Below are 26,051 nucleotides of genomic sequence, written 5' to 3'. Positions count from 1 at the left end.
GGTTCGAGCGAAGCCGGGACCACGGGATGGCCCGGAATGTGGGATGGCCGGGTATACGGGAGAAGTAGTGCGCGGGGCTTATGTGCCGGCCTTGGCCCGCGCCAGTGCATGCAGGAAGCGCAGCAGCGTCATCAGGACGTCCCGGCTGGAGGCCCGGCGACGCGCGTCGCAGTCGATGATCGGGATCTCCTCGGCCAGGTCGAGTGCGGTGCGCAGATCGGAGATGGGGTAACGGGGCGCGTCCGGGAAGGAGTTGACGGCGACCACGAAGGGGACGCCGCGCTCCTCCAGCCGCCCTATGACGTCGAAGCTGACCTCGAGCCGGCGGGTGTCGATCAGCACGACCGCGCCGAGCGCGCCCTCGAACAGGCCGTTCCACAGGAACCAGAAGCGTTCCTGGCCAGGCGTGCCGAAGAGGTACAGCACCAGTTGGTCGGTGATGCTGATACGGCCGAAGTCCATGGCCACGGTGGTGGCCGTCTTGGACTCGGAGCCGTAGTTGTCGTCGACCCCGACGCCGGCCTGCGTCATGGTCTCCTCGGTGGTCAGCGGCCTGATCTCGCTGACCGAGCCGACCATCGTCGTCTTGCCGACTCCGAAGCCGCCCACGATCACGATCTTCACCGCGGCCTGGGCCGTGTGCGGCAGATGATCCTCTGTTCGTGGTCCGGGGATGGTGTCAGAGCCTTTGAAGTCCATGCATCACCGCTTCGAGAAGGGAACGGTCGGGGAGCGCCTGCCGCACGATCGGGGCGCGCGCCTGCACCAGTTCTGCCGTCAGCATGTCGGTCAGCAGTACGGTCACCACGCTGAACGGCAGGCTCAGATAGGCCGAGAGCTCGGCCACCGACAGGGGGGCCGTGCAGAGCCGGAGCATCGCCGTCTGCTCCGGAGGGGCGGAGGGCGGCGGGTCGGCGCGCGCCACGATTAACGTGACGAGGTCGATGTCGGCGCGCTCCCCGTCCGGTCCGGCGACGACGTAGAGCCGCTCCGGGGCCTTCTCGTCGCCGTCTTTGCCTTTGCCCTCTTTGGAGAGGGGTGTCAGGGAAGGTGCCGCGGTGTCCTGACCGGGATGTCGCCGCCGGCGTTGCGGAGGAGTCATACGGTCTGCCCGTTGCGCCGGGGCGGGCTCGTGAGATGGGCCCCGATGCGTACGACGAGATCGCGCATGCGGTTGCTCATCAGACCGGGTTCGGCGACCACGTCGGAGAGCACCGCGAGGTAGGCGTTGGCTCCGGCGGCCATCAGATAGAAGTAGCCGCCGTTGATCTCGATGATGACCAGCTTCATCCGGCCGTCGCTGCCCGGGATCTCATGGGCGACGGCGCCCGCCAGGCTCTGCAGTCCCGCGCAGGCCGCGGCGACGCGGTCGGCGGCGTCCGGATCGCCCCCGTAGCGAGCGATGCGCAGGCCGTCGGCGGAGAGCACCACGATCATCTCGATGCCCGGTACTCCGTCGGCGAGATCCTTGAGCATCCAGTCGAAGTTGGCTCGCTGCTGGATCACTTGTGGTCCCTCTCGTCGTCGGCCTCGACATGGGCCGGCTCGTTGGTCGGCTGGGTGAATGCGGTCGGGTCCGGGTCGCCCTTGAGGCCCTCCCAGAACGCCTCGACCCACAGCCCGGGTTCGGTTTCCTTGGTCTGCGGCTCCGGCTCGGGCACGGGCGTCGCCCAGGCGGGCCTGCTCGCCAGGGCCTCCCGCTCGGCCGCTTCGGCGGCGGCCTGTTCGGCGAGCCGCTGGCTGAGCGGGATCTTGACCCGGCTGCGGCGCTGCGGCAGGCCGCCCGCGGTCCACTCCGTGACCTCGGGGATCTCGTCCTCCATGGACACGCCGGCCGGGATGCGCGGGCTGGTGGGACGCCGCCTCTTCGGTGCGCGCTTGGGACCTTCGAGCGCACCGAGTTCGAGCTTGGGCGCCGCGGTGGCGCCGATGCCGTGCGCGAGGCCGGGCGCCTCGTCGCTGGTCACCATCACACGCGGGATCACGAGGACGGCACGGACTCCGCCGTACGCGGAGGCGCGCAGCGAGATCTGCATGTCGAACGCCTTGCACAGGCGGCCCACGACGGCCAGGCCCAGGCGGGGGGAGTCGCCGAGTTCCTGGAGGTCGACGCCGGCCTTGGCGCGTTCCAGCATGGACTCGGCCTTGGCGCGGGCCTCCTCGCTGAGGCTGACGCCGGCGTCCTCGATCTCGATGGCGATGCCGGTCTGCACCTCGGTCGCGATGACGTGGACCTTGGTCTGCGGCGGCGAGTAGCGCGTGGCGTTGTCGAGGAGTTCGGCGCAGGCGTGGATGACCGGCTCGACGGAGATGCCGCGGATGTTGACCTTGGCGATGTTGTCGAGCGAGATGCGCTTGTACTCCAGGATCCGGGACATGGCGCCGCGCAGCACGCTGTACAGCGGTACGGGCTGTGGCCACTGGCGGCCGGGGCGGCCGCCGCCGAGCACCGCGATGGAGTCGGCGAGGCGGCCGATCAGCGCGGTGCCGTGGTCGATGCGCAGCAGGTCGTCGAAGACCTCGGGGTTGCGGCCGTGGTCCTCCTCCATCTCCCGGAGTTCCTTGGCCTGCTGGTGCACGATCGCCTGGACGCGGCGGGCGATGTTGACGAAGGAGCGCGCCGAGGAGTCCCGCAGGGCTTCCTCGGTGTCGATGATGTCGAGCATCCGCCTGACCAAGGCCACCTGGGCCTTGGGCAGGTCGCCGTAGGCGGGGTCGATGTCGCCGAGGAGGCGGACCACTTCTCTGGGCGTATGCCCGCCGCGCAGGTATTCGATGGCGGTGGGGACGATCTCGTGCGAGAGGCGGTGGATCTCCTGTTCGTGTCCGGCGATCCGCCGTTCCATGTACGCACGGTGACGGGCGCTCTCCTCGCGCTCGGCCCGCAGGGTGCGGCCGCGGCGTACCGCTTCGGCCGCCGTCGCGATCACCAGGAGCGTGGCGACGGCGCCGCACCACACGACGGCCGCGCGGGCCGGCACGGCCACCAGGGCGACGGCTGTTCCGGTCGCTGCGGCCATCAGTATGGCGGGCAGCAACAGCACGCGCGCGTAAGGAAGTTCACGGCGCCCGGGAGGGGATTGAACACTCACCATGTAGGCCCTCTGAAAAAGATCGGCTGGGTGTCTGGGGAGCTTGCAAGTGGGGTACGCATGGGACTGCGCTGGATCTTCGGTATTTTTGGGAACAAGCGCACGAATATGCCTCAACTCGGTGCGCTGCGGGCGAGCTTAGTCCGACCGGATCATCGCCGTGTCATATTCAGCAAGCACCTGAAATGGGACCGGACCAAGGGGTACTCTCGGCTCCATTTACACACTCAGCGGTCGCTCGAACACGCCACGTCACGACGTACGGGCGTACGAAAACCACTCGCCGTGACGAGTGAAGATCAGGTTCCGCGGTTGTCGGTCAGATGCCGGCGATCCGCAGCGCCGCGTCCGCCGTGGCCTCGGCGAACACCGACACCGGGCGGTCGGGGTCGGAGCGGTGCACGAGGATCACGCCCTCGATCAGACCGAACAACAGGTCCGTACGGAGATCGAGCTCGGTCTTGGCGAGCGCGCTTCCGGCGGCCGTGCCGGCGAGCAACTGCCGGTAGGCGTCCTTGAGTTCGGCGCGCACAGCGTGGAAGCCGGCGAACCGCTCGGCCCGCACCTCGGGCAGCAGATACAGCCCGCCGAGGTTGTGCGGGCCGCCGCACAGCAGTTCCACGTCCGTCCGGCACAGCTCCCACAGCCGGTTCTCGGGTGGGGTCGCGTCATCGGCGAGGAGCTGCCGGGCGTAGGTCAGCGAGGGCGTGACCGTGGACTCCAGCAACTCGGCGAGGAGTTCCTCCTTGCCGGAGACGTAGTGGTACATGGAGGCCTGCCGCATCCCCGCGCGCTCGGCGACCGCGCGGGTGGTGGTGGCCGCGTACCCACGGGTGGTGAACAACTCGGCGGCGGCCGCGAGAAGTTCGTCGCGCGGCTGCAGACCACTGTCCGGCCGTTGCGCGGCCCGCGGCCTGCCGACCCGGCGGCCGCCTCCTTCACCCGGCGTTCCCATGCGTTCGATCCTCGCACACGGCGGGGCAGGGTGATCTCCCGCGGGTTCACCGGAGATCCACCGGCGGCCTGGGGGCCTTTGTGCGGTCTCCGGCGAGCTCCGGGCGGCATTCGGGCATCTCGGGGCTCCAGCAGCCGCCTCGAGGCCCCCAGGCGCCCGGGCCCCCTCCAGTCCCGGGCCACACCGAGCCCACCTCCAGGACTCCCGGACCTCGGCCCACCCCCAGGACCCCCGGACCTCGGCCCACCCCCGAGACCCCGAGCAACACCGGCCCACCTCCAGGACCCCAAGCCGCACCGGAGTCGCGGGCGCGGGCCTCGGTACCGGGGCGGTGGCCGGGCTGCGCGCGCTCGGCACGGCCCGGCGCAGCCTGCGCTGCCGGCTGTTCGCCTCCGCGCCCCCAGGCGTCTTCGGGCGACCCCGGCCACCGCCAGGCGGCACCCGGGCAGACCCGCGGCCTCTTGTGATCTCCCGACGGTCCCCGTGAGGGCTCGGTAACCCGCTGGCAACGCTTGGGCAATGCTCGCGACCCGACCGGCTCCTAATTTCTGTCGGGCGACAGAAACAACCCCGGAAGAGACGACACCGGAGCCGGAGGTCCCGCGATGGCGACAGCGACCACTTACGGAGCCCGCGACCACGCACGCGCCCAGGAGGGCACCCATGCCGAGGCCATGCCCGTCGTCCCGGCGGCCGACTGGCCCGACCCGCCCTGCGCGGCGGGCCATCTGGTGTGGGCGGAGACAGTGGCGGGCGGCAACTACACCCACCGGGTGCTCGCCCGCGGCACCGAGCTGCGCCTGACCGACCTCAACGGCGATGCCTGCGCCCATCTGCTGCTGTTCGTGGCCGACCGGCCCTGGGAACGGCTGAACGTCGCCGACACGGTGAAGGTCCAGTGGAACGCCTACCTCGGCGAGGGCCGGCTCCTGCTGTCCGACCAGGGGCGCGTGCTCGCGAGCGTCGTCGCCGACGCCTCCGGGCGGCACGACGCGCTGTGCGGCACCTCCACCCTCGTACGCAACACGCGGCGGTACGGCGACGGCACCCCGCAGTCCGCCTCCCCCGCGGGCCGGGAGCTGTTCAAGCTGGCGGCCGCGAAGAACGGCCTACAGCCGCGCGACCTGCCGCCGTCGCTGTCGTTCTTCCAGGGCGTGGAGGTGCGCGAGGACGGCGCCCTGGACTTCACCGGGTCCACCGGCCCGGGCGGCAGCGTGACGCTCCGCGCCGAACAGGACGTCACCGTACTGATCGCCAATGTGCCGCACCCGGCCGACCCGCGCCCCGACTACGTCAGCACCCCGCTGGAGGTCCTCGCCTGGCGCGCCGCACCGACCCCGCCGGGCGACCCGCTGTGGGAGGCCACGCCCGAAGGCCGCCGCGCCTTCCTCAACACCGCCGAATTCCTTTCCGCGAGGGGGCTCGCATGAGCGCGAAGACCGTGGTTCCCGCCCGCGCCGCCTGGTCGTCCGTGATCCGCACGGGCCAGACGCTGACCATCACCGACCTGCACGGCAACCAGGCCGTCGACTTCCTCGTCTACGACGCCCACGACACCTCGGTCCGCTACAGCGCCCCCGACACCATCCACGCCCAGGGCAGCATCTTCCTGACCACGGGCAGCGTGCTGATGTCCAACGAGCACACCCCGCTGATGACGCTGACCGCCGACGACGTCGGCCGCCACGACACCGTCGGCGGCGCCTGCTCCAAGGAGTCCAACACCCTCCGCTACGGCCACCACACCTGGTCCCAGCACGCCTGCGTGGACAACTTCCTCGCGGAGGGCGCCAGGCACGGCCTCGGCAAGCGCGACCTCGTCTCCAACATCAACTGGTACATGAACGTGCCCGTCGAGAAGGACGGCACCCTCGGCATCGTCGACGGCCTCTCGGCGCCGGGCCTGAAGCTGACCCTGCGCGCCGAGCGCGATGTCCTCGTCCTGGTCTCCAACTGCCCCCAGATCAACAACCCGTGCAACGGCTTCGAGCCGACGGCGGTGGAGATGACGATCGGGGAAGCCGGATGAGCTTCGACACGCTACTGGTCGCCAACCGCGGCGAGATCGCGGTCCGGATCATCCGCACCGCCCGCGAACTCGGCCTGCGCACGGTCGCCGTGTACTCCGACGCGGACCGCTCCGCGCCCCACGTGCGGCTCGCCGACGAGGCGGTACGCCTCGGCCCGGCGCCCGCGAAGGAGTCGTATCTCGACGCCGACCTGGTGCTGAAGGCGGCCAAGGACAGCGGCGCGGGTGCGATCCACCCGGGCTACGGCTTCCTGTCCGAGGACGCGGCCTTCGCGCGCCGCTGCGAGGACGCCGGGATCGTGTTCGTCGGACCGACGCCCGAGCAGCTGGAGCTGTTCGGCGCCAAGCACACGGCGCGCGCGGCGGCCCACATGGCAGGGGTGCCGCTGGCTCCGGGAACGGGCCTGCTGGGCTCCGTCGAGGAGGCGCTCGCGCGGGCCGCCGTGATCGGCTACCCGGTCATGCTCAAGGCGACCGGCGGTGGCGGCGGTATCGGTATGTCGGCTTGTCGATCCGCCGACGAACTGACCGACGCCTGGGAGCGGGTGCAGCGCGTCGCCGCCGCCTCCTTCTCCTTGGCCGGCGTCTTCCTGGAACGGCTCGTCGAGCACGCCCGCCATGTCGAGGTGCAGGTCTTCGGCGACGGAGAGGGCCGGGTCGTCACCTTCGGCGACCGCGACTGCTCCCTCCAGCGCCGCAACCAGAAAGTGCTGGAGGAGGCCCCCGCCCCGGGCCTCCCGGATCGTGTACGCGATCAACTGGCCGCGAGCGCCCGCGACCTGTGCGCATCGGTCGGCTACCGGTCCGCCGGAACCGTCGAGTTCGTCTACGACGCCGCCAGCGAGGAGGCGTACTTCCTCGAGGTCAACACCCGCCTCCAGGTGGAGCATCCGGTCACGGAGGAGATCTACGGCGTCGACCTCGTCGCCTGGATGCTGCGCCTGGCCCGTGGCGAGTCCGACGTCGTACGCGAACCGGGCGCACCCCGCGGCCACGCCGTCGAGGCCCGCCTCTACGCCGAGGACCCCTCACGCGACCACCGGCCCAGCGCGGGCCTGTTGACCAGGGTCGAGTTCCCGCCGGGCGTACGCGTCGACGGCTGGGTGGAGACCGGCACCGAGGTGACGACGTCGTACGACCCGATGATCGCCAAGGTCATCGCCTACGGCCCCGATCGCGCCCACGCGCTCCAGCGACTGGACGAGGCGCTGGAGCGCACCCGCGTCGACGGCATCGAGACCAACCTGGGCCTGGTGCGCGCGGCGCTGGACCACCCCGATGTCAGGGCCGCCGGTCACTCCACGGCGACGCTGGCCTCGGTGACCGATCCGACACCGCGCATCGAGGTCGTCTCCGGCGGCACCCTCACCACCGTGCAGGACTGGCCGGGCCGCACCGGCTACTGGCAGGTCGGCGTGCCGCCGTGCGGCCCGATGGACGACCTGTCCTTCCGGCTCGGCAACCGGGCGCTCGGCAACCAGGAGGGCGCCCCGGGCCTCGAATGCACGCTGCAGGGGCCGTCGTTGCGGTTCACACACCCGACGACGGTGTGCGTGACGGGCGCCCCGGCCGAGGTCACGGTCGACGGCACGCCCGTCGCGCAGTGGGAGCCGGTGACGGTGCCCGCAGGCGCCGTACTGGAGATCGGCGCGCCCGCACAGCACGGCCTGCGCACGTACGTGCTCCTCGCCGGCGGCCTGGACGTACCGGCCTTCCTCGGCAGCGCGAGCACCTTCACCCTGGGCCGGTTCGGAGGGCACGGCGGCCGGGCGCTGCGCACGGGCGACGTGCTGCACGGCGGCACGGTCGCCGACGGCTCCCCCGTGCCTGTGCCGGACCGCCCGTCCTTCACCGCCGTATGGCACATAGGCGCGGTCGAAGGCCCCCATGCGGCACCGGAGTTCTTCACCGAGGACGACATCCGCGACTTCTACGCCGCCGACTGGAAGGTCCACTTCAACTCGGCCCGCACGGGCGTACGGCTGGTCGGTCCCAAGCCGCGCTGGGCGCGCACCGACGGCGGCGAGGCGGGCCTGCACCCGTCCAACATCCACGACACCCCGTATTCCGTCGGCGCCGTCGACTACACCGGCGACATGCCGGTGCTGCTCGGCCCGGACGGCCCCTCCCTCGGCGGGTTCGTCTGCCCGGCGACGGTTCTCAGCGGGGAGCGGTGGAAGCTGGGCCAGCTGCGTCCGGGCGACACGGTGCGCTTCGCGCCGGTGACCGTCGACGGCTCGCCCCGCGCGGACATCGTCGACGGCGGCGTGCTGGCCCGTGACGGGGACATCACCTACCGCCGCAGCGGCGACGACAACCTGCTGGTCGAATTCGGGCCCATGCAGCTCGACCTGGCGCTGCGGATGCGTGTCCATGCGCTGATGGAGGCGGTGGCCGAGGAGGGCCCCGACGGCATCACGGACCTCACACCGGGCATCCGCTCCCTGCAGATCCAGACGGACCCGGGCCGCCTGCCGCTGCATCGGCTTCTCGCCGCCGTACGGGAGATCACGGCGACGCTGCCGCCCACCGACGAACTCGTCGTCCCCTCCCGCACCGTCCACCTCCCCCTCTCCTGGGACGACCCGGCGACCCGCGAGGCGATCGCCCGCTACATGGCGGGCGTCCGCGACGACGCCCCCTGGTGCCCGTGGAACATCGAGTTCATCCGCCGGGTCAACGGCCTGGAGTCGGTCACCGACGTGTACGACACGGTCTTCGACGCGGAGTACCTCGTTCTGGGCCTGGGAGACGTGTACCTGGGCGCCCCTGTGGCGACCCCGCTCGACCCCCGCCACCGCCTGGTGACCACGAAGTACAACCCGGCACGCACCTGGACCGCCGAGAACTCGGTCGGCATCGGCGGGGCCTACCTGTGCGTCTACGGGATGGAGGGCCCGGGCGGCTACCAGTTCGTGGGCCGTACGACGCAGGTGTGGTCGGGATGGCAGCAGCGCGGCGCGTTCGAGCCGGGCTCGCCCTGGCTGCTGCGCTTCTTCGACCGCATCCGGTGGTATCCGGTGGACGCGGACGAACTCCTCGGCCTGCGCGCGGACATCACCTCCGGCCGCTTCGTACCGCGCATCGAGGAGGGCACCTTCTCGCTCGCCGAGTACCAGGTCTTCCTGGAGGAGAACTCCGCGTCGATCGGTGAGTTCCGGGCCCGGCAGCAGCGGGCCTTCGCCGCGGAGCGGGACGCGTGGGAGGCCGCAGGCGAGTTCACCCGGGCCGAGGCGGCGGCCGCACCGGCCGCTCCCCCGGCCGAGGTGACCGTCCCGGCGGGCGGCCGACTGGTGGAGGCCGAATTCGCCGCGTCCGTCTGGCAGTTGAACGTCGAGCCGGGCGACGAGGTGAGCGCCGGGCAGCCTCTGCTCGCCCTGGAGGCGATGAAGATGGAGTCCAGGGTGCACGCGCCGGTGGACGGCGTGGTGGCGGAGATCCTGGCCCGACCGGGCGACCAGGTGGAGGCGGGGACGGCACTTCTCGTCCTGGCCCCGGCGGCGCACTGAACCACACCGAGGAGCAAGAGATGTCCGCTGTGAACCGTGTCCGTGCCGCCTACGCCCGCATCGAGGCGGTGGACCGCCCCGAGATCTGGATCGGCCTGCGCCCGCAGGCCGAGGTCGAGAAGGAGGCGGCCGCGATCGACGCCCGTACGGCGGCGGGTGAGCGACTTCCCCTTGCCGGTCGCCTGTTCGCGGCGAAGGGCAACATCGACGTGGCCGGGCTGCCCACCACCGCGGGCTGCCCGGCGTACGCCTACCAGCCGGAGGCGGACGCGCCGGTCGTCGCCCGGCTGCGCGCGGCGGGCGCGATCGTGCTGGGCACGACGAACCTGGACCAGTTCGCGACGGGCCTGGTGGGCACGCGCTCGCCCCACGGCGCGGTCCGCAACGCGCACGATCCCGCCAGGATCAGCGGCGGCTCCAGCTCCGGCTCGGCCGTCGCCGTGGCCCTGGGCATCGTCGACCTCGCGCTGGGCACGGACACCGCGGGCTCGGGCCGGGTCCCGGCCGCGTTCAACGGCATCGTCGGCCTGAAACCGACCCGCGGTCTGGTCCCGACGGCGGGAGTGGTCCCCGCCTGTGCCTCGATCGACTGTGTCACGGTGTTCGCCCGCACCCTCCCGGAGGCCGAGCAGGCGCTGTCCTTCATGGCCTGCCCGCCGGACCGCGAACTCCCGCCGCTCCCCCAGCGCGCCCCCGGCCCATGGCGCGTCGCAGTCCCGCCGAGGGAACAGCTCGGCGAGCTGGACCAGGGCTGGGCGGAGGCGTACGAGGCAGCGGTACGGCGGCTCGAGGCCGCCGGAGCCGACCTCCGCACCCTCGATCTGACCCCGTTCACCGAGGCCGCGGCGATGCTCTACGAGGGCGCGTTCGTGGCCGAGCGCTACACGGCGGTCGGCAGCTTTGTCGACAAGGCGCTCGCGGACGGTGTCGCGGGCCTGGACCCCACCGTCGCCGGCATCCTCACCCGCGCCCGCGACATCCCGGCCCACCGGCTCTACGCCGACACCGACCGCCTGGCCGCCCTGCGCACCCGCGCCCTGGCGGAACTGGCCGACGCGGACGCCCTGCTGCTGCCCACCACCCCGGGCCATCCGACCCTCGCTGCCGTGGCCGCCGACCCGCTGGGCGCCAACGCCCGCCTGGGCCGCTTCACCAACTCCACCAATCTCTTCGACCTGGCGGCGGCCGCCGTCCCGGCGGGCGAGGTGGCCGGTCTGCCGTTCGGCGTGATGCTGATCGGCCCGGCGTTCACGGACGACCGCCTGGCGCGGATCGCCGCCCTGCTCCAGCCGGAGGCCCGGTTGGCGGTGGTCGGCGCACACCTGACCGGCCAGCCGCTGAACCCCCAGCTCCTGGCGCTGGGCGCCCGCCTGGACCGTACGACGACAACGGCCCCGGTCTACCGCCTGCACGCCCTGCGCACGACCCCGTCGAAGCCGGGCCTGGTCCATGTCGGAGAGGGCGGCGCCGCGATCGAGGCGGAGGTCTGGCGCCTACCGGCGGAGGGTCTCGGCCGCCTGCTGGCGGCCCTCCCCCGCCCGATGACCTTGGGCAGCGTCGAACTGGCGGACGGAACCGAGGTCCCCGGTTTCCTGTGCGAACCGTCCGCCCTCACGGACGCCGAGGACATCACGTCGTACGGAAGCTGGCGGAACCATGTGAACCGCCCGCACCCGCCGACGCACCATCACCCCACGGACGAGTAGGCGACAACCCCCCGCAGCAGCAGGTCGACCGCCTTGCGGGCGTTCTTCGCGACCGTCGAGTTCTCCCCGCCGGAGACGGGGGCCGCCGCCGAGATCTGCCCGAGCACGTCGATGACCTGCTTGCACCACCGTACGAAGTCCCCGGCCGGCATCTCGGCCTCCCGCAGCACCTCGTCGAGCCCCTTGCCGCTGGCCCACATGTAGGCGGCCCAGGCGAACCCGAGGTCCGGCTCCCGCTGGCCCACGCCCTCGGTCTGGTTGATCCGGAAGTCCTCCTCCAGGGCGTCCAGCCGTCCCCAGATCCGCACCATCTCGCCCAGCGCGGCCTTCACCTTGCCGGTGGGCAGCTTCGGCGCCATGGCGTCGTCGCCCACCCGTGACTCGTACACCAACGCCGAGACGCAGGCGGCCAGTTCGGCGGGGCCGAGCCCGTTCCAGACACCCGCTCGCAGGCATTCACTGGCCAGCAGGTCGAGTTCGCCGTACAGCCGTGCCAGCCGCTTGCCGTGCTCGGTGACCTCGTCACCGCGCAGGTAGTCCAGCTCGGTCAGCAGCGCCACGATCCGGTCGAAGGTCCGCGCGATGGTGTTCGTGCGGCCCTCGATACGGCGCTCCAGCTGCGAGGTGTCCCGCAGCAGCCGGTGGTAGCGCTCGGCCCAGCGGGCGTGGTCCTCACGCTCGTTGCACCCGTGGCAGGGGTGCGCCCGAATGGCCGTCCGCAGCCTTGCGATCTCGCGGTCGTCGGCCGCCTGGGAGCGCTTCTTGCGGGCCCGCTCCGGCGGAATGTGCCCGGCCTTGGAGCGCAGCGCGGAGGCGAGGTCCCGACGCGACTGCGGGGAGCGCGGGTTGAAGGACTTCGGGATGCGCATCCGCTCCAGCGCCTCGACCGGCACCGGGAAGTCCATCGAGGCGAGCCGCTTGACCTGCCGCTCGGCCGTCAGGACCAGCGGCCGTGGTCCGTCGTGGTGCTCGAAGCCCCGGTGGCCGTTGGAGCGCCCGGCGGGCAGCCCCGGATCCAGCACCAGCGCCAGACCGGCGTACTTGCCCGTCGGCACATGGATGACGTCACCCGGCTTGAGCTTCTCCAGCGCGACGGCGGCCTCGGCCCGCCGCTCGGCCGCGCCCTGCCGGGCCAGCTCGGTCTCCCGGTCCTTGAGCTCGCGGCGCAGCCGCGCGTACTCCTCGAAGTCGCCCAGGTGGCAGGTCATGGAGGCCTTGTAGCCCTCCAGGCCCTCCTCGTTGCGCTGCACCTGCCGGGAGATCCCGACGACCGACTTGTCGGCCTGGAACTGCGCGAAGGACGTCTCGAGGAGTTCACGCGAGCGGTGCCGGCCGAACTGCTCGACCAGGTTGACGGCCATGTTGTACGAGGGCTTGAAGCTGGAGCGCAGCGGGTAGGTGCGCGTGCCGGCCAGCCCGGCGAGGTGCTCGGGGCTCATCCCGCGCTGCCACAGGACGACGGCGTGTCCCTCGACGTCGATGCCGCGCCGGCCCGCACGGCCGGTCAGCTGCGTGTACTCGCCGGGTGTGATGTCGGCGTGCTGTTCGCCGTTCCACTTGACGAGTTTCTCCAAGACCACCGAGCGTGCGGGCATGTTGATGCCGAGCGCGAGGGTCTCGGTCGCGAACACGGCCTTGACCAGCCCTCGCACGAACAGCTCCTCGACGACCTCCTTGAACGTCGGCAGCATGCCCGCGTGGTGGGCCGCGATACCGCGCTCCAGGCCCTCCAGCCACTCGTAGTATCCGAGGACGTGCAGATCCTCGGTGGGGATGGCCGCGGTGCGCTCCTCGACGAGGTCGCGGACCTTCGCGCGCGCCTCGTCGTCGTTGAGCCGCAGCCCGGCGTACAGACACTGCTGTACGGCGGCCTCGCAGGCGGCCCGGCTGAAGATGAAGGTGATGGCGGGCAGCAGGCCCTCGGCGTCGAGCCGCTCGATGACCTCGGGGCGCCCCGGGGTCCACACCCGCGAGCGCTGTCTGCGCTCCCGCTCGCGGTCGGCCTCGCGCATCGCCCGGCCCCGTCTGCGGTCCTGGTACGACGGTCGCTGGGCTTCCATCCGGGCCAGGCGTGTGAGGTCGGGGTTGACGGCCTTCTTGTGGCCCTCGCCCTCCTCGAACAGGTCGTACATCCGGCGTCCGGCGAGCACGTGCTGGAACAGCGGCACGGGCCGGTGCTCGGAGACGATCACCTCGGTGTCGCCACGGACGGTGTCGAGCCAGTCACCGAACTCCTCGGCGTTGGACACGGTCGCCGACAGGGACACCAGAGTCACCGACTCGGGCAGGTGGATGATCACCTCTTCCCATACGGCGCCGCGGAAGCGGTCGGAGAGGTAGTGCACCTCGTCCATGACCACGTAGCCGAGGCCGAGGAGGGTCTGCGAGCCCGCGTACAGCATGTTCCGCAGCACCTCGGTGGTCATCACGACCACCGGGGCGTCGGGGTTGATGCTGTTGTCGCCGGTGAGCAGTCCGACCATGCCGTCCCCGTAACGGCGGCACAGGTCGGCGTACTTCTGGTTCGACAGCGCCTTGATGGGTGTCGTGTAGAAGCACTTCTTGCCCTGCATCAGGGCGAGGTGGACGGCGAACTCGCCCACGATCGTCTTGCCGGAGCCGGTGGGCGCTGCGACCAGCACGCCCTTGCCCGCTTCGAGCGCCTGGCAGGCCTCTGTCTGGAAGGGGTCGAGGCCGAAGTCGTACATCTCGCGGAAGGAGGCGAGCGCGGTGGCCTGTTCGGCAGCGCGCCTGCGGGCAGCCGCGTACCGCTCAGCCGGGGAGAGGTCCTCTGTCATCGTGCTTTCGAGCGTACCGGGCCGCACTGACAACAGGACGATCATTATCCGTTCCGGACCCCTGGGGACTGTCCGCGCACAGCACAAGGGCCGGACGGGTCTTCCGTCCGGCCCTTGCTCATGCCGTTGCCGCGGGGCGGGGCTCAGGTGACGTCGTCGTAGCCGTTGACGCTCCCATGGGCCTGCTCGGGCGCGGCCGGCGCCGCCGAGACGCGCTCGACCTCGCCGATGGGCTGCGGTGTCAGGTCGAGGTCGGAGGCCTCGTCGTCGTCCAGCTCGGCGTCGGGATTGGCCCGGCGGCGGCGCTTGTCGTTCAGCATGGCGACGCCGACCGCGATGAAGTACAGGACCACGATGGGCCCGGCCAGCGCGATCATGCCGAAGGGGTCGGTGGTGGGGGTGGCCACCGCTCCGAAGACGAAGACGCCCATGACGACACCGCGCCACCAGCTGACCATCCGGCGGCCGCTCACGATGCCCGCGAAGTTGAGCATGACCAGGATCAGAGGCAGCTCGAAGGCTCCTCCGAAGATGAGGATCATCCGGACGATGAAGTCCAGGATCTTGTCCATCGGCAGGATGTTCGCCGAGCCGTCGGGCGTGATCCCGAGGAGCACGCGCATGCTGATGGGCAGGATCGTGTAGGCGAGCCAGGCACCGGCCAGGAAGAGCGGTACGGCGGCCGACACGAACCAGTACGTGTACTTCCGCTCGTGCTTGTGCAGGCCCGGTGCCACGAACGCCCAGAGCTGGTAGAGCCAGACCGGGCTGGAGAGCACGATGCCCGCCATGAAGACCACCTTCACCGTGGTGGTGAAGGGGGACAACAGGTCGGTGTACGCGATGACGGCGCAGTGGCCGCCGGTGGACTCCCCCAGACCCTTCGTGCACTTCGGCACCGGGCTCATGAGGAAGGTCATCAGCTGCGAGCTGTAAAAGGCAGCCACCACGGATACGACCGTGATGGCCAGCATGCCCTTCGCGAGCCGGTTGCGGAGCTCACGAAGGTGATCCACGAGCGGCATCCGCCCCTCGGGATCCTTCTCCTTCTTGCGGGCAGACTTGAGCAACCCACGTCCTCATCTCGTGCGGCGGACCGGAAGTGTCCGGCCCTGCGTCAGCGCTTGGTGGTGTCCGTCGGCTCGCTGACCGGGCGCGAGCTCGTCACGTCGCCGGGGGCGGCCTGGATGGTGCGCTGAGCCGGGGGCTGCTCGTCGGTGTTGGGCGGGCCGGCCGGGGTGGCCGTGCTGCTGCCCTCTTCCTTCATCGCCTTGGCCTCGCTCTTGAGGATGCGAGCGGACTTGCCGAGCGAGCGCGCCATGTCGGGAAGCTTCTTCGCGCCGAAAAGCAGGACGACGACGATAAGGATGAGAATGATCTCGGGGGCGCCGAGCCTTCCGAACATAAGTCTTTACCTTCTCACCGAGGCGGCTGGGGTGGGGTGCTGTCCGACCAGTCGGACAAGTGTCCGATCGGCCGTGCTGGCAGCGATCGTAACGCTCAGGGGTAAACGTGAGGCAATCCCCGTGCGTACTCCCGGTCCGCGATCCGGGCCTCGTTCTCCGGTCCGCGACCAGCAGCGTACCCGCCATGATGGCCCCGATGACAGGTCGAAGTGACCCAAACCGCCTGGGGCGCACCACTCACACGCCTCGCACAGCGGTGCTCAGAGGGAGTCCACGGCGCGGGCGGTGCTCACGGCCGCCCGCTCGAGGTCCTCGGCGGCCTGGTTGATACGGCGCGCGGACTCCGTGACCTGCCGGCCGAGGCGCTGGGCCTCGACGAACACCCGCACGGCGAACACCCCGAGCACGGCGAGACCCAGGAACCCCACAGCTACCGCGAACATCGGCCAGAACATGACGTCGAGCCTAGACGGTCCGCAGGGTCCTGACCCCGCCGCCGGTCAGCAGCTCGACGATGCGCTCCCCGGCCGGCTTGCGGACCGAGGCGCCGCAGTCGGGGCAGGTGAAGGAGTAGAACGTCGTACGGCTGGTGGCGCCGATCGCCAGGCGCAGGGCCGCGGCGGCGAGCTCGAAGCTGCCGCGGCAGTCCGGGCAGCCCGCCCTGAACGTCACCGGGGTCACGCTTCTCATCCCGGCGAAGGCGGCCGCCACCGACATGCCCCCCGCACCAGACACCGACGACTCGCTCAAAGCCCCTGCTCCTCTTCCCTAGGCCGATCGCCTCCGGGGCCCCGCGGCCGACGCCCCTTCCAGCTCACTCCCGCCCGCCGGACTACCCGTCGTGACCCGCATGCCCTGCGTGCGGACTCCGCGCCTCGACGCCGTCGTACGCCGCCAGCGCCTCACGGGCCGCCCGGCGGGCGCTGTCGGCGAGTTCGGGCGGCGAGACGATCCGGCCGTCCCGCCCGAGCCGCAGCGCCAGTCGCCGCAGGGACGCCGGATCCGGGGTCCGCAGGGTGATACGCAGTCCGCCGTCCGCAAGCTCATCCGCGCTGTCGTGCGGGTAGTACTCGGCGACCCAGCGGCCGCCCGGGCCGACCTCGACGACGACCTCCGGGTCCTCGGCGGCCGGCTGCACCAGCGCCTGAGACAGGTCCCTGAGCTCGATCTCCGGCGGTGCGGACGGCTCGTCCAGGATCCTGATCTCGGCGACCCGGTCCAGCCGGAAGGTGCGGCGCGCCTCGGAGCGCCGGCACCAGGCCTCCACATACGTGTGCCCGACGCTGACGAGGCGGATGGGGTCGATCTCTCGCTCGGTGAGCTCGTCACGGGCGGGCGAGTAGTAGCGGATCCACAGGCGGCGGCGCTCCGAGATCGCCCGGTCGACGTCGGCGAACACGCCGCCCTCGGACTCGAAGGTCACCGACAGCCGGGAGCTGGCGCCCGCCGCCTCACCGGCCGCGGCCTCCAGTTTGGCGGTGGCGCGCAGCAGCGCCTGCCGGTCACTCTCCCGCAGCCCGGGCAGGGTGGACACCGCGCGGGCGGCCACCAGCAGTGCCGTCGCCTCGTCGGCGGCCAGCCGCAGCGGATCCGCTGTTTCCTCGCCGAGGGCAGCAGGGTTGTGCCACCAGATCCGCTCGCCGTCGGTGTCGATGTCGAGCAGGTCGCCGCCGCGGAAGCTGGTGCCGCACATGGGCAGCACATCCAGGTCGGAGACCAGCTCGTCCTCACTGATGCCGAAGGCGCGCGCGACGTCCTCCACCCGCGCCCCGGGACGCTCCTTCAGATACGTCACCAGGGAGAGCATCCGCCGGGTCTGGTCGATGGCGTTCACGGGCCTGACCGGTTTGCCTGCCACTGTCCTGCTCGCTCCCCCTCAGCCCTTGGCCACGGCACGCAGCCGGTCCACCACGTCCGCGCGCAGCTCGGCCGGCTCGAGGACCACCACGTCCGGCCCGAACTCCACCAGCCAGGCGTCCAGCCCATGCCCGTACGGAATCTCCAACTCGTCCCAGCCGTCGCCGAGTTCCCGCACCGCGGTGGCCTTCGCCCGAAGGGGGTAGCCCGCGCCCGAGCGCAGCCGGATCAGGGCGGAGCGGTCGGCGGTCTCACCCGCCCAGCTGGCGACGGTCTCCCGGACGGTGACGACATCGGGAATCTCCGCCGTGAACTGCCCGCTGCGGCTGCGCACCTTGCCGGTGATCCGCGACAGCCTGAAGACCCGCTCGGCCCCCCGGTCGCGGTCCCAGCCGGCCAGATACCAATGGCCGCGCCAGCACTCCAGCGCCCACGGCTCCACATGCCGGGGCTCGGGGTGGGCGGCGGTGGCCTTGCGGTAGTCGAAGACGACCGGACGGCGATCGCGGCAGGCCAGCATCAGCGGCTCGAACGCGACCTCGTGCACCGGGATACGGGGCTCCAGCGCGCCGTGCGCCTCATACGGGTCGACGTCCTCGGGCAGCCCCGCCGCGCGCAGCTTCTGCAGCGCGCCGCTGGCCGCACCCGCGAGCCGGGCCTGCTGCCACACCTTGGCGGCGAGACCGAGGGCGGCGGCCTCCTCGGCGTCGAGCGTGATGGGCGGCAGGCGGTTGCTGTCACGGCGGGCCAGATAGCCCACCTCGCCGTCGAGGTTCTCCACCGTCTCGATGACCAGGCCGAGTTCGCGCAGATCGTCCTTGTCCCGCTCGAACATCCGGCTGAAGGAGTCGTCACTGCCCGCTTCGAGGTAGGCCTCGATGGACTCACGAAGCTCGCGCTTGCTGAGCGGCCGCCGCGTCCCGAGCAGACACAGCGCCAGGTTCATCAGCCGCTCGGCCTTGGCAATGGCCATCGACGCCCTTCGCCTCCCTATGGTGCTTTACGACGATGACCGTACCGCCCCCGGGTGGCGCGGCAAAAGCCGAGGGCCCATGCCCGGACAGGCATGGGCCCCAGGTGATCGGGTCCGGTCGCGGCGGCGATCAGACCGCGACGAGGTCGACCACGAAGATCAGCGTCTCGCCCGGCTTGATCGCCGGGGTCGGGCTCTGGTTGCCGTAGGCGAGGTGGGCGGGAATCGTCAGCTGACGACGGCCGCCGACCTTCATGCCCTGCACGCCCAGATCCCAGCCCTTGATGACACGGCCGCCACCGAGCGGGAAGCGGAACGGCGTCCCACGGTTCCAGCTCGCGTCGAACTCCTCACCGGTGCTGAAGGCGACGCCCACGTAGTGGACGGTGACGGTCTGGCCCGCCTGCGCCACCGCGCCGTCGCCCTCCCAGATGTCCTTGATCTCGAGGTCCGCCGGGGGCTCGCCGCCCGGGAAGTCGATCTCGGGCTTCTCGATGCTCACGTCTCTAGCTCCTGCTTGTCTGCGGAAAGGCAACACGCACAGTCTTACATCACCGAGCCGTTACATCTTGGCCAGGATGTCGACCGAGAAGACCAGCACGGAGTCCTTCTTGATGCCGCTGCCGGCCGGCGGCTTGTCCCCGTAGCCCAGGTTCGGCGGGACGACGATGAGGACCCGGCTGCCGACCTTCTTGCCGGTCAGGCCCTGCCCCCAGCCCTTGACGACCTGCTGCAGCCCGAACGACGTCAGCGCCCCCCGGCTGTACGAGGAGTCGAACTCCTTGCCCGAGTCCCAGAACACGCCCTTGTACTGCACCAGCACGGTGTCCTGCGCGCCGACCACGGGGCCGTCGCCCTCGATGACGTAGTTCGCCACCAGCTTGGTGGGCGCGGCCTTCTTGGGTACGTCGATGGAGGGCGCCGCGCCGTCGGTGTTGGTGCCGACCTTGGGCAGCGCCGCGTCCTTCTGCGCCACGTCCGTGCCCTTGGCGGAGCTCTTGGCGTTGAACGTGGCCTGCACGTCCACCACGAACACCAGCGTGTCGGTGCCCTTGATGCCCGCCTGCGAGTTGCCCGAGGTGCCGTACCCCCAGGTGGGCGGGACGGCCATCTGGACACGGCTGCCGGCCTTCTTGCCCGTCAGGCCGTACCGCCAGCCGTCGATGATGCTGCCCTCGGCGAGCTGGATGATCAGCGGTGTCTTGCGGTCGTAGGAGTTGTCGAAGACCTTCGCCGTGTCCCAGATCTGGCCGAGGTAATGGGCCTGCACATAGTCGTTCTCCGCGACCGTCTTCCCCCCGCCCGCGATGAGCGTCTTGACCGCGAGATTCTTCGACGGCTCGCCGGTGCCCTTGGCGACGGTCGGCTTCTCACCGAACTTCGTGCCCGCCGTGATCGCCGGCAGCGGCCCGCCGACGATCTTCGGCGGCGGCGCGGCGGACGTGGCCGGTGCGGAGGGCGACGGACTCGCTTCGGCCTTGCTCGAGGCGGACTTGCCGCCACCGCATCCGGCGAGTGTGACCAGTCCTGCGGGTACGGCGATGAGAAGGGAGCGTCGGCGCACGGTTAAGGCCTCGTATCGGTCGATCTTGTGGATGGCGTGCGCGCAACTCTACGGCGTGAGGAGGGCGCCGTACGGGAAACGTACGGCGCCCGTGTTGCGTTCCGGCCTTTCACCGGAACGCGTTGTTCACATAGCTCACATTCCTGCGATCAGCTTCTCCACCCGGTCGTCCACGGAACGGAACGGGTCCTTGCACAACACCGTGCGCTGTGCCTGGTCGTTGAGCTTCAGATGGACCCAGTCGACCGTGAAGTCCCGACGCTGTTCCTGGGCCCTGCGGATGAAGTCACCGCGCAGCCTGGCCCGAGTGGTCTGCGGCGGAACCGACTTGCCCTCGAAGATCTTCAAGTCGTTGCAGATCCGCGTCGCTTGACCCTTCCTCTCGAGCAGGTAGTACAGGCCACGACGACGGTGAATGTCGTGATACGCGAGGTCTATCTGCGCGACCCTCGGATGCGACATGGTCATGTTGTGCTTGGCCCGGTACCGCTCGATGAGCTTGTACTTCATCACCCAGTCGATCTCGGTGCCGATCCGGTCGAGGTCCTCCGCCTCGATCGCGTCCAGCGTGCGGCCCCACAGCTCCAGGACCTGCTCGACGGTGCCGGTGCGGATACCGCGGCGCTCGCAGAAGTCCACGGCCTTCTCGTAGTACTCGCGCTGCACCTCGAGGGCGGACGCCTCGCGGCCGCTCGCCAGACGCACCTTGCGCCGGCCCGTGATGTCGTGGCTGACCTCACGGATCGCCCGGATCGGGTTCTCCAGGGTCAGGTCCCGCATCACCGTGCCCGCCTCGATCATGCGCAGCACCAGGTCGGTCGCCCCGACCTTGAGCAGCATGGTCGTCTCGGACATGTTCGAGTCGCCCACGATGACATGCAGACGGCGATAGCGCTCGGCGTCCGCGTGCGGCTCGTCGCGCGTGTTGATGATCGGCCTCGAACGGGTCGTCGCCGAGGAGACGCCCTCCCAGATGTGCTCGGCCCGCTGACTGACGCAGTACACCGCGCCCCGCGGAGTCTGCAGCACCTTGCCGGCACCGCACAGAAGCTGCCTGGTGACGAGGAACGGGATGAGAATGTCCGCGAGCCGGGAGAACTCCCCATGACGTGCGACGAGATAGTTCTCGTGGCAGCCGTAGGAGTTGCCCGCCGAGTCGGTGTTGTTCTTGAAGAGGTAGACGTCGCCCGCGATTCCCTCCTCGTGCAGGCGTCGTTCGGCGTCCACCAGGAGTCCTTCGAGAATGCGCTCGCCCGCTTTGTCGTGGGTGACCAGCTCGGTCACGTTGTCACATTCCGGTGTCGCGTATTCCGGATGTGAGCCCACGTCGAGATAGAGGCGGGCGCCGTTTCGCAGAAAGACATTGCTGCTGCGGCCCCATGACACGACACGGCGGAAGAGGTACCGCGCCACCTCGTCGGGAGACAGGCGGCGCTGTCCCCTGAACGTACACGTGACGCCGTACTCGTTCTCCAGCCCGAAAATGCGGCGGTCCATGACTGAACATTACGCCCGATCCCCTGAGCTGAAACGGGGTTCGACGGCACGGTTTGGATCATTTTCCGATGAAGCCGCAACCACCGCACGCCCCGCGGGAGCTGCGAGGACCCGCCCGGTGGCCAGCAGAACCAGCAACGCCACGGCCCCCGCGACACCCGGCACGGCGAACCCCCACACCGCCCCGCCCCACTCGACGACCGGGCCCGCCAGGCCCGTTCCCACCGAGGAACCCACTGTGAACGTCGTCACAATCCACGAGAACGCCTCGGTGACCGTGCCACGCGGCGCGTGCCGGTCGACGAGGACGAACGCACACGCCAGACACGGTGCGAGGAAGAGCCCCGCAACCGCCGCGAGCACCGTCATCGCCACCGGACCCGGCATCAGAGTGAGCGGCAGATAACACACCGCCAGAAGCGCCACCAGCACCCGCAGTCGCCGCTCCGGCGCACCGCTCCACTGCCGCGCCCCGTACGCCGTACCACCCACGAGAGCCCCGAGACCGATCGCCGCCATCAGCCACCCGTACACCGCATCCCCGCCGTGGCCGTCCGCATACGCCACGGCCGCGACCGCAATGGCCCCCAGCGCCATCCCCACCGCCAGAAACGCACCCAGCAGCACGAGCAGCCCCGGGGAGCGCAGCGCACCCAGCCAGTGCGCCTCACGCGGCGCCGAACGCCACGCCCGCGAGGGCGGTGAGACGACCACGGAGAGGGCACCGAGCACTCCGACGACATTGACGAGCACCAGCGCCACCTGCGCCGACCACAGCGACACGCAGAGCGTCACCAGCAACGGGCCGACGGTGAACATGACTTCCTGGGCGACGGCGTCCAACGCATACGCCGTCTGCACCTGCCCCTCGCCCGGCAGCACCGACGACCACAGCGCCCGCAGACCACCCTCCAGGGGAGGCGTGAACAGACCGGCGAGCGCCACGCACGCGTACGCGAGCGCCGGCGGATCGATACCGGCGAAAGCGAACCCGGACATGGCCAGCGCGGAGCCGAGCGCGGCGGGCAGCTGGACCCGCGGCTGCCCGTACAGATCCACCAGCCGCCCGAGCAACGGCTGCCCGACGGCATTGGCGACCCCGTACACTGCCGCGAGCCCGCCGGCCAGGCTGTAGGTTCCGCCCTCCGCCCGCACGAACAGCACGACGGCGATCGCGGCGACGGCACAGGGCAGCCGGCCCACCAGCGTGCCGGCGAGCAGACGCGCGGCGTGCCGAGTCCTGAGGATCTCCACGTATCCCGCAGCCATCTCCGCTCCCCCTCACCCGGACCGACGCCGGAAGTTTTACGTATAACGTCCTCTGTCATACGTACCATGTGCGCTGTTCACCAGTCCAGACGAAGGAGCAGGCCCACGGTGGCAACCGGCAGCACCCGACCCACCAGCCGTGACGTCGCCCAGGCCGCCGGCGTCTCCCAGGCCGCCGTCTCCCTGGTACTCGGCGACAAATGGCGCGGCCGCGTCTCGGCAGCGACCGCCGAACGCGTACGCGAAGCCGCCCGCGACCTCGGCTACCGGCCCAACCTCGCCGCCCGCAACCTCCGCCTGGGCCGCACCCGCACCGTCCTCCTCGTGGTCCCGGCCCTCACCACGGAGTTCTTCGCCGGCGTCTACACAGGCGCCGCCCGAGTCGCCGCCGACCACGGCTTCGGCGTCGTCCTCTACCCCTCCCCCGAAGGCATCGGCCCCGCCCGCGACCCCTTCGCCTCCGCCCAGGCCGCCCTCGACGGCGTCATCGCCTCCTCCATGGCCGCCGACGCCCTCACCGCCATCCGCGGCGACCAACTCCCCCTCGTGATGCTCGACAGCGACCCGAAGGGCAGCCTGGGCGCGGCCACCGTGAACCTCGACATCACGGACGGCGTCCGACAGGTCGCCGAACACCTCCTGAGCCTGGGCCACCGCCACTTCCTGCACCTCGCGGCGGACGTGGCGTCCTGGACCTTCGAAGTACGCGCACATGAACTGGCCGCCCGGGTCGGCGCCGTCGTCGGCACCTCCCTGCGGACCACCCGGGCACCCATCTCCATCGAAGGCGCCCTCACCGCCGCCGAAGCAGCCCTGTCCGCCCCCGGACCCCGGCCCACCGCCCTGGTCTGCGACGACGACAAACTCGCCGCCGGCGCCTACAAAGCAGCCCGCCGACTCGGCCTGCGCATCCCCGACGACATCTCCGTCACCGGCCTCGACGACCTCGCCCTCGCCACCGCCCTCGACCCCGAACTCACGACCGTCCGTCTGGACGCCGAACTCTTCGGCGAGCGCGGCATGGAAGCCCTGCTCGCAGTCCTGGAGGGACGCGTGCCCGACGCCGGCGACATCCCCGTCCAACTCGTCGTACGAGGCTCGACAGCACCGCCCAGCACCCCCTGAACGCCCTGCGCCCCGGCCGCATCGACGACCGGGGCACACAAGAAGCGGGACGGGGATGAGGGTGAGGCGGACTACTCCTCGTCCGAGCCCTCCTCCGCACTGCTCTCGGCCTCGGTGGCCGCTCCGTCGGCCTCCAGGAGCCGGGACAGCTGGCGGCCCACGATCCGCTTGAACTTCCGCGCCTGCGGCCGCGTACGGTCCAGCACCGCGACCTCCAGACGCTCAGCGGGGATGTCCCGCTGCGTGCCGTTCGTATCGCGGGACAGCGCCTGCACGGCCAGCTTCAGCCCCTCCGCGAGCGACATGCCCTCACGGTGCTGCTGATCGAGATAGGTACTGATCTGCTCGGAATTACCACCGACCGCGACCGAACCGTGCTCGTCCACGATCGACCCGTCATGCGGCAACCGATAGATCTGATCACCCTCGGGCGTCTCCCCGACCTCCGCAACGACCAGCTCCACCTCGTACGGCTTCTCGGCCGCACTGGAGAAGATCGTGCCCAGCGTCTGGGCATACACGTTGGCAAGACCGCGGGCAGTCACGTCATCACGGTCATAGGTGTAACCACGAAGATCGGCGTACCGCACACCACCGATCCGCAGATTCTCGTACTCGTTGTACTTGCCGGCGGCCGCAAAACCGATCCGGTCATAGATCTCGCTGAACTTGTGCAGCGCACGGGACGGGTTCTCGCCGACAAAGACGATGCCGTCGGCATACTGCAACACGACCAGGCTGCGACCACGGGCGATGCCCTTACGGGCGTACTCCGCCCGGTCGGCCATGGCCTGCTGGGGTGAGACATAGAACGGCGTCGACACCGGTTATCCGTCCCTTTCTGTCGAAGTCACGCGATCACCTTCACAAGAGCCGGTCACCCGGCTACAGCAGCGCGGCCCGCGGACCGTCGGGCTGCTCCAGCCGCCGCTCCAGGATCGAACGGGCGATCTCGGAGGACTCCTCCTCGTTCAGCCGGCGGAAACCGTCCTCGGTGATCACGGTCACAATCGGATAGATCCGGCGAGCGACATCGGGACCACCGGTCGCCGAGTCGTCATCAGCCGCGTCATAGAGGGCCTGCACCACAAGCGTCGTGGCCTGGTCCTCGGACAGGTCGTCACGGAAGAGCTTCTTCATGGCACCGCGCGCGAAGATCGAACCGGAGCCCGTGGCCGCATAACCGTGCTCCTCGCTGCGGCCGCCCGTCACGTCATAGGAGAAGATGCGCCCCTTCTCACGGTCCACGTCATAACCGGCGAACAGGGGAACCACGGCCAGGCCCTGCATGGCCATGCCGAGGTTGGAACGGATCATGGTCGACAGCCGGTTCGCCTTGCCCTCCAGCGAGAGCTGCGCCCCCTCGACCTTCTCGAAGTGCTCCAGCTCGAGCTGGAACAGCTTGACCATCTCGACAGCCAGGCCAGCGGTACCGGCGATGCCCACCGCCGAGTACTCATCGGCCGGGAACACCTTCTCGATGTCCCGCTGCGCGATGATGTTGCCCATGGTGGCGCGACGGTCACCGGCGAGCACGACACCACCCGGGAACGTCACGGCCACGATGGTCGTGCCATGCGGCGCCTCGATGACCCCCTGGGTGGGCGGCAGCTGCCGGTTGCCCGGAAGCATCTCCGGCTGGTGCTCGGACAGGAAGTCCATGAAGGACGACGACCCAGGCGTCAGGAAGGCAGCTGGTAGACGCCCGGTGCTACGAGTGTTGGCTTCCACGCGATTCCTTCCACATAAGCAGCAGCCCGCCTTATGGCATCGGGCCGATCCTTGAACTGCCCCAGTGCGGCATTGCAGCTGAAGCACAGTACGCCTCGGACCCTACCCGTCTTGTGGCAGTGATCCACATGCTCGGGCACAGCCGACAAACATATGCAGCAGACGCCCCGTTGAGGCGATCAACTCGTCACGTTCGGCTTCGGTGATGCCGTACTGGCGCTTCAGATGGTCCTGCCGACTCTGGGCGGCTCGGCACGCCTTGCAGCGCGTCGAGAGACCGTCAGACGCAGTTGCGTTGCGATGCCACTCGCTGTGGGGTTTGATCTCGCCGCATGTCCGGCAGAGCTTGTGCCCCTCGGGCACGTCCACCTTCTCCCGAACCGTCCTACCCCTGGCTTCCTGGCGCCGCCGGTAGTACTCGGCCGCGCATTCACGGCAATTGGCCTGCAAACCGTCAGGCCGCGATCTGTTCGCCGCGAATGCGCCGACCGGGAGCAACTCCTGGCATGCCGAGCACTTCTTCAACCCCCCGTCGTTCAT

Annotated in this window: 23 protein-coding genes and 1 pseudogene; 5 read left to right on the top strand and 19 right to left on the bottom strand. The window is 70.3% G+C overall.

All coding sequences use genetic code 11. The annotated features are described in order from the left end of the window. Window positions 1-78 precede the first annotated feature (78 nt). The 5 genes from ACFY1U_RS26655 to ACFY1U_RS26635 form a co-directional block, all read right to left on the bottom strand. The gene (locus ACFY1U_RS26655) at window positions 79-699 is read right to left on the bottom strand and encodes an ATP/GTP-binding protein (RefSeq protein WP_390696651.1); all 621 of its coding nucleotides are present in this window, start codon (window positions 697-699) and stop codon (window positions 79-81) included. Further along, window positions 680-1,102 (bottom strand): DUF742 domain-containing protein, encoded by a 423-nt coding sequence (locus ACFY1U_RS26650; RefSeq protein WP_390696650.1) that lies wholly within the window; start codon window positions 1,100-1,102, stop codon window positions 680-682. Before ACFY1U_RS26650 ends, ACFY1U_RS26655 begins: the two co-directional genes overlap by 20 nt. After that, a complete protein-coding gene (locus ACFY1U_RS26645) occupies window positions 1,099-1,506 on the bottom strand; it encodes a roadblock/LC7 domain-containing protein (RefSeq protein ID WP_016434374.1) in 408 nt (135 codons plus the stop codon). Before ACFY1U_RS26645 ends, ACFY1U_RS26650 begins: the two co-directional genes overlap by 4 nt. Continuing rightward, window positions 1,503-3,095 (bottom strand): sensor histidine kinase, encoded by a 1,593-nt coding sequence (locus ACFY1U_RS26640; RefSeq protein WP_390696649.1) that lies wholly within the window; start codon window positions 3,093-3,095, stop codon window positions 1,503-1,505. Before ACFY1U_RS26640 ends, ACFY1U_RS26645 begins: the two co-directional genes overlap by 4 nt. 316 nt (window positions 3,096-3,411) lie before the next feature. Continuing rightward, window positions 3,412-4,047 (bottom strand): TetR/AcrR family transcriptional regulator, encoded by a 636-nt coding sequence (locus ACFY1U_RS26635; protein ID WP_390696648.1) that lies wholly within the window; start codon window positions 4,045-4,047, stop codon window positions 3,412-3,414. Between the two features lie 605 nt (window positions 4,048-4,652). Here ACFY1U_RS26635 and ACFY1U_RS26630 point away from each other — a divergent pair. Genes ACFY1U_RS26630 through atzF form a run of 4 tightly spaced genes read left to right on the top strand, consistent with a single transcriptional unit; the run spans window position 4,653 to window position 11,291 of the window. Then, window positions 4,653-5,477, top strand: a complete 825-nt coding sequence (locus ACFY1U_RS26630; protein ID WP_390696647.1) for an urea amidolyase associated protein UAAP1 — start codon at window positions 4,653-4,655, stop codon at window positions 5,475-5,477. Then, window positions 5,474-6,076: an urea amidolyase associated protein UAAP2 gene (locus tag ACFY1U_RS26625; protein ID WP_390696646.1), complete on the top strand. Its 603-nt coding sequence runs from the start codon at window positions 5,474-5,476 to the stop codon at window positions 6,074-6,076. The genes ACFY1U_RS26630 and ACFY1U_RS26625 overlap by 4 nt, the downstream gene beginning before the upstream one ends. Next, window positions 6,073-9,585: a 5-oxoprolinase/urea amidolyase family protein gene (locus ACFY1U_RS26620; protein WP_390696645.1), complete on the top strand. Its 3,513-nt coding sequence runs from the start codon at window positions 6,073-6,075 to the stop codon at window positions 9,583-9,585. Before ACFY1U_RS26625 ends, ACFY1U_RS26620 begins: the two co-directional genes overlap by 4 nt. Further along, on the top strand, window positions 9,582-11,291 hold the full coding sequence (atzF, locus tag ACFY1U_RS26615; RefSeq protein WP_390696866.1) for an allophanate hydrolase: 1,710 nt from the start codon (window positions 9,582-9,584) through the stop codon (window positions 11,289-11,291). The genes ACFY1U_RS26620 and atzF overlap by 4 nt, the downstream gene beginning before the upstream one ends. Here atzF and ACFY1U_RS26610 read toward each other — a convergent pair. The 11 genes from ACFY1U_RS26610 to ACFY1U_RS26560 form a co-directional block, all read right to left on the bottom strand. After that, window positions 11,273-14,134, bottom strand: a complete 2,862-nt coding sequence (locus ACFY1U_RS26610; protein WP_390696644.1) for a DEAD/DEAH box helicase — start codon at window positions 14,132-14,134, stop codon at window positions 11,273-11,275. The genes atzF and ACFY1U_RS26610 overlap by 19 nt on opposite strands. Before the next feature lie 98 nt (window positions 14,135-14,232). Continuing rightward, the gene (gene tatC, locus ACFY1U_RS26605; RefSeq protein WP_390696865.1) at window positions 14,233-15,114 is read right to left on the bottom strand and encodes a twin-arginine translocase subunit TatC; all 882 of its coding nucleotides are present in this window, start codon (window positions 15,112-15,114) and stop codon (window positions 14,233-14,235) included. A gap of 92 nt (window positions 15,115-15,206) precedes the next feature. After that, window positions 15,207-15,494, bottom strand: coding sequence for a Sec-independent protein translocase subunit TatA (gene tatA / locus ACFY1U_RS26600; protein WP_390696643.1), 288 nt, complete (start codon window positions 15,492-15,494; stop codon window positions 15,207-15,209). Window positions 15,495-15,755: 261 nt separating this feature from the next. After that, window positions 15,756-15,950: a hypothetical protein gene (locus ACFY1U_RS26595; protein ID WP_390696642.1), complete on the bottom strand. Its 195-nt coding sequence runs from the start codon at window positions 15,948-15,950 to the stop codon at window positions 15,756-15,758. Between the two features lie 10 nt (window positions 15,951-15,960). Then, window positions 15,961-16,245, bottom strand: a complete 285-nt coding sequence (locus ACFY1U_RS26590; protein ID WP_266953660.1) for a hypothetical protein — start codon at window positions 16,243-16,245, stop codon at window positions 15,961-15,963. 82 nt (window positions 16,246-16,327) lie between these two features. After that, window positions 16,328-17,353, bottom strand: a complete 1,026-nt coding sequence (locus ACFY1U_RS26585) for a helix-turn-helix transcriptional regulator (protein ID WP_390696641.1) — start codon at window positions 17,351-17,353, stop codon at window positions 16,328-16,330. An 18-nt stretch (window positions 17,354-17,371) separates the two neighbouring features. Continuing rightward, on the bottom strand, window positions 17,372-18,325 hold the full coding sequence (locus ACFY1U_RS26580; protein ID WP_099927628.1) for a WYL domain-containing protein: 954 nt from the start codon (window positions 18,323-18,325) through the stop codon (window positions 17,372-17,374). 130 nt (window positions 18,326-18,455) lie between these two features. After that, complete coding sequence (locus ACFY1U_RS26575; RefSeq protein ID WP_030945962.1) at window positions 18,456-18,827, bottom strand: FKBP-type peptidyl-prolyl cis-trans isomerase; 372 nt, start codon at window positions 18,825-18,827, stop codon at window positions 18,456-18,458. Between the two features lie 60 nt (window positions 18,828-18,887). Beyond that, window positions 18,888-19,889, bottom strand: a complete 1,002-nt coding sequence (locus ACFY1U_RS26570) for an FKBP-type peptidyl-prolyl cis-trans isomerase (protein WP_390696640.1) — start codon at window positions 19,887-19,889, stop codon at window positions 18,888-18,890. Window positions 19,890-20,024: 135 nt separating this feature from the next. Continuing rightward, window positions 20,025-21,386, bottom strand: coding sequence for a Pup--protein ligase (gene pafA / locus ACFY1U_RS26565; protein ID WP_340382033.1), 1,362 nt, complete (start codon window positions 21,384-21,386; stop codon window positions 20,025-20,027). A gap of 9 nt (window positions 21,387-21,395) precedes the next feature. Beyond that, window positions 21,396-22,655: an MFS transporter gene (locus ACFY1U_RS26560; RefSeq protein ID WP_390696639.1), complete on the bottom strand. Its 1,260-nt coding sequence runs from the start codon at window positions 22,653-22,655 to the stop codon at window positions 21,396-21,398. 108 nt (window positions 22,656-22,763) lie between these two features. Here ACFY1U_RS26560 and ACFY1U_RS26555 point away from each other — a divergent pair, with 108 nt between their 5' ends. Continuing rightward, on the top strand, window positions 22,764-23,780 hold the full coding sequence (locus tag ACFY1U_RS26555; RefSeq protein WP_390696638.1) for a LacI family DNA-binding transcriptional regulator: 1,017 nt from the start codon (window positions 22,764-22,766) through the stop codon (window positions 23,778-23,780). A 71-nt stretch (window positions 23,781-23,851) separates the two neighbouring features. On the opposite strand, the gene prcA is transcribed toward ACFY1U_RS26555, so the two are convergent. From prcA to ACFY1U_RS26540, 3 genes and pseudogenes are all read right to left on the bottom strand, one after another. Beyond that, complete coding sequence (gene prcA / locus ACFY1U_RS26550; RefSeq protein ID WP_390696637.1) at window positions 23,852-24,604, bottom strand: proteasome subunit alpha; 753 nt, start codon at window positions 24,602-24,604, stop codon at window positions 23,852-23,854. Between the two features lie 61 nt (window positions 24,605-24,665). Continuing rightward, a complete protein-coding gene (gene prcB / locus ACFY1U_RS26545) occupies window positions 24,666-25,511 on the bottom strand; it encodes a proteasome subunit beta (protein ID WP_390696636.1) in 846 nt (281 codons plus the stop codon). Continuing rightward, window positions 25,463-26,051 (bottom strand): annotated as a pseudogene (locus ACFY1U_RS26540) (endonuclease VII domain-containing protein). The gene prcB and the pseudogene ACFY1U_RS26540 overlap by 49 nt, the downstream one beginning before the upstream one ends.

The sequence above is a fragment of the Streptomyces sp. NPDC001351 genome, from assembly GCF_042896045.1.
Taxonomy (GTDB): domain Bacteria; phylum Actinomycetota; class Actinomycetes; order Streptomycetales; family Streptomycetaceae; genus Streptomyces.
The sequence above is the reverse complement of the archived record's forward strand: the minus strand, read 5'-3'. Positions and strand labels throughout refer to the sequence as shown.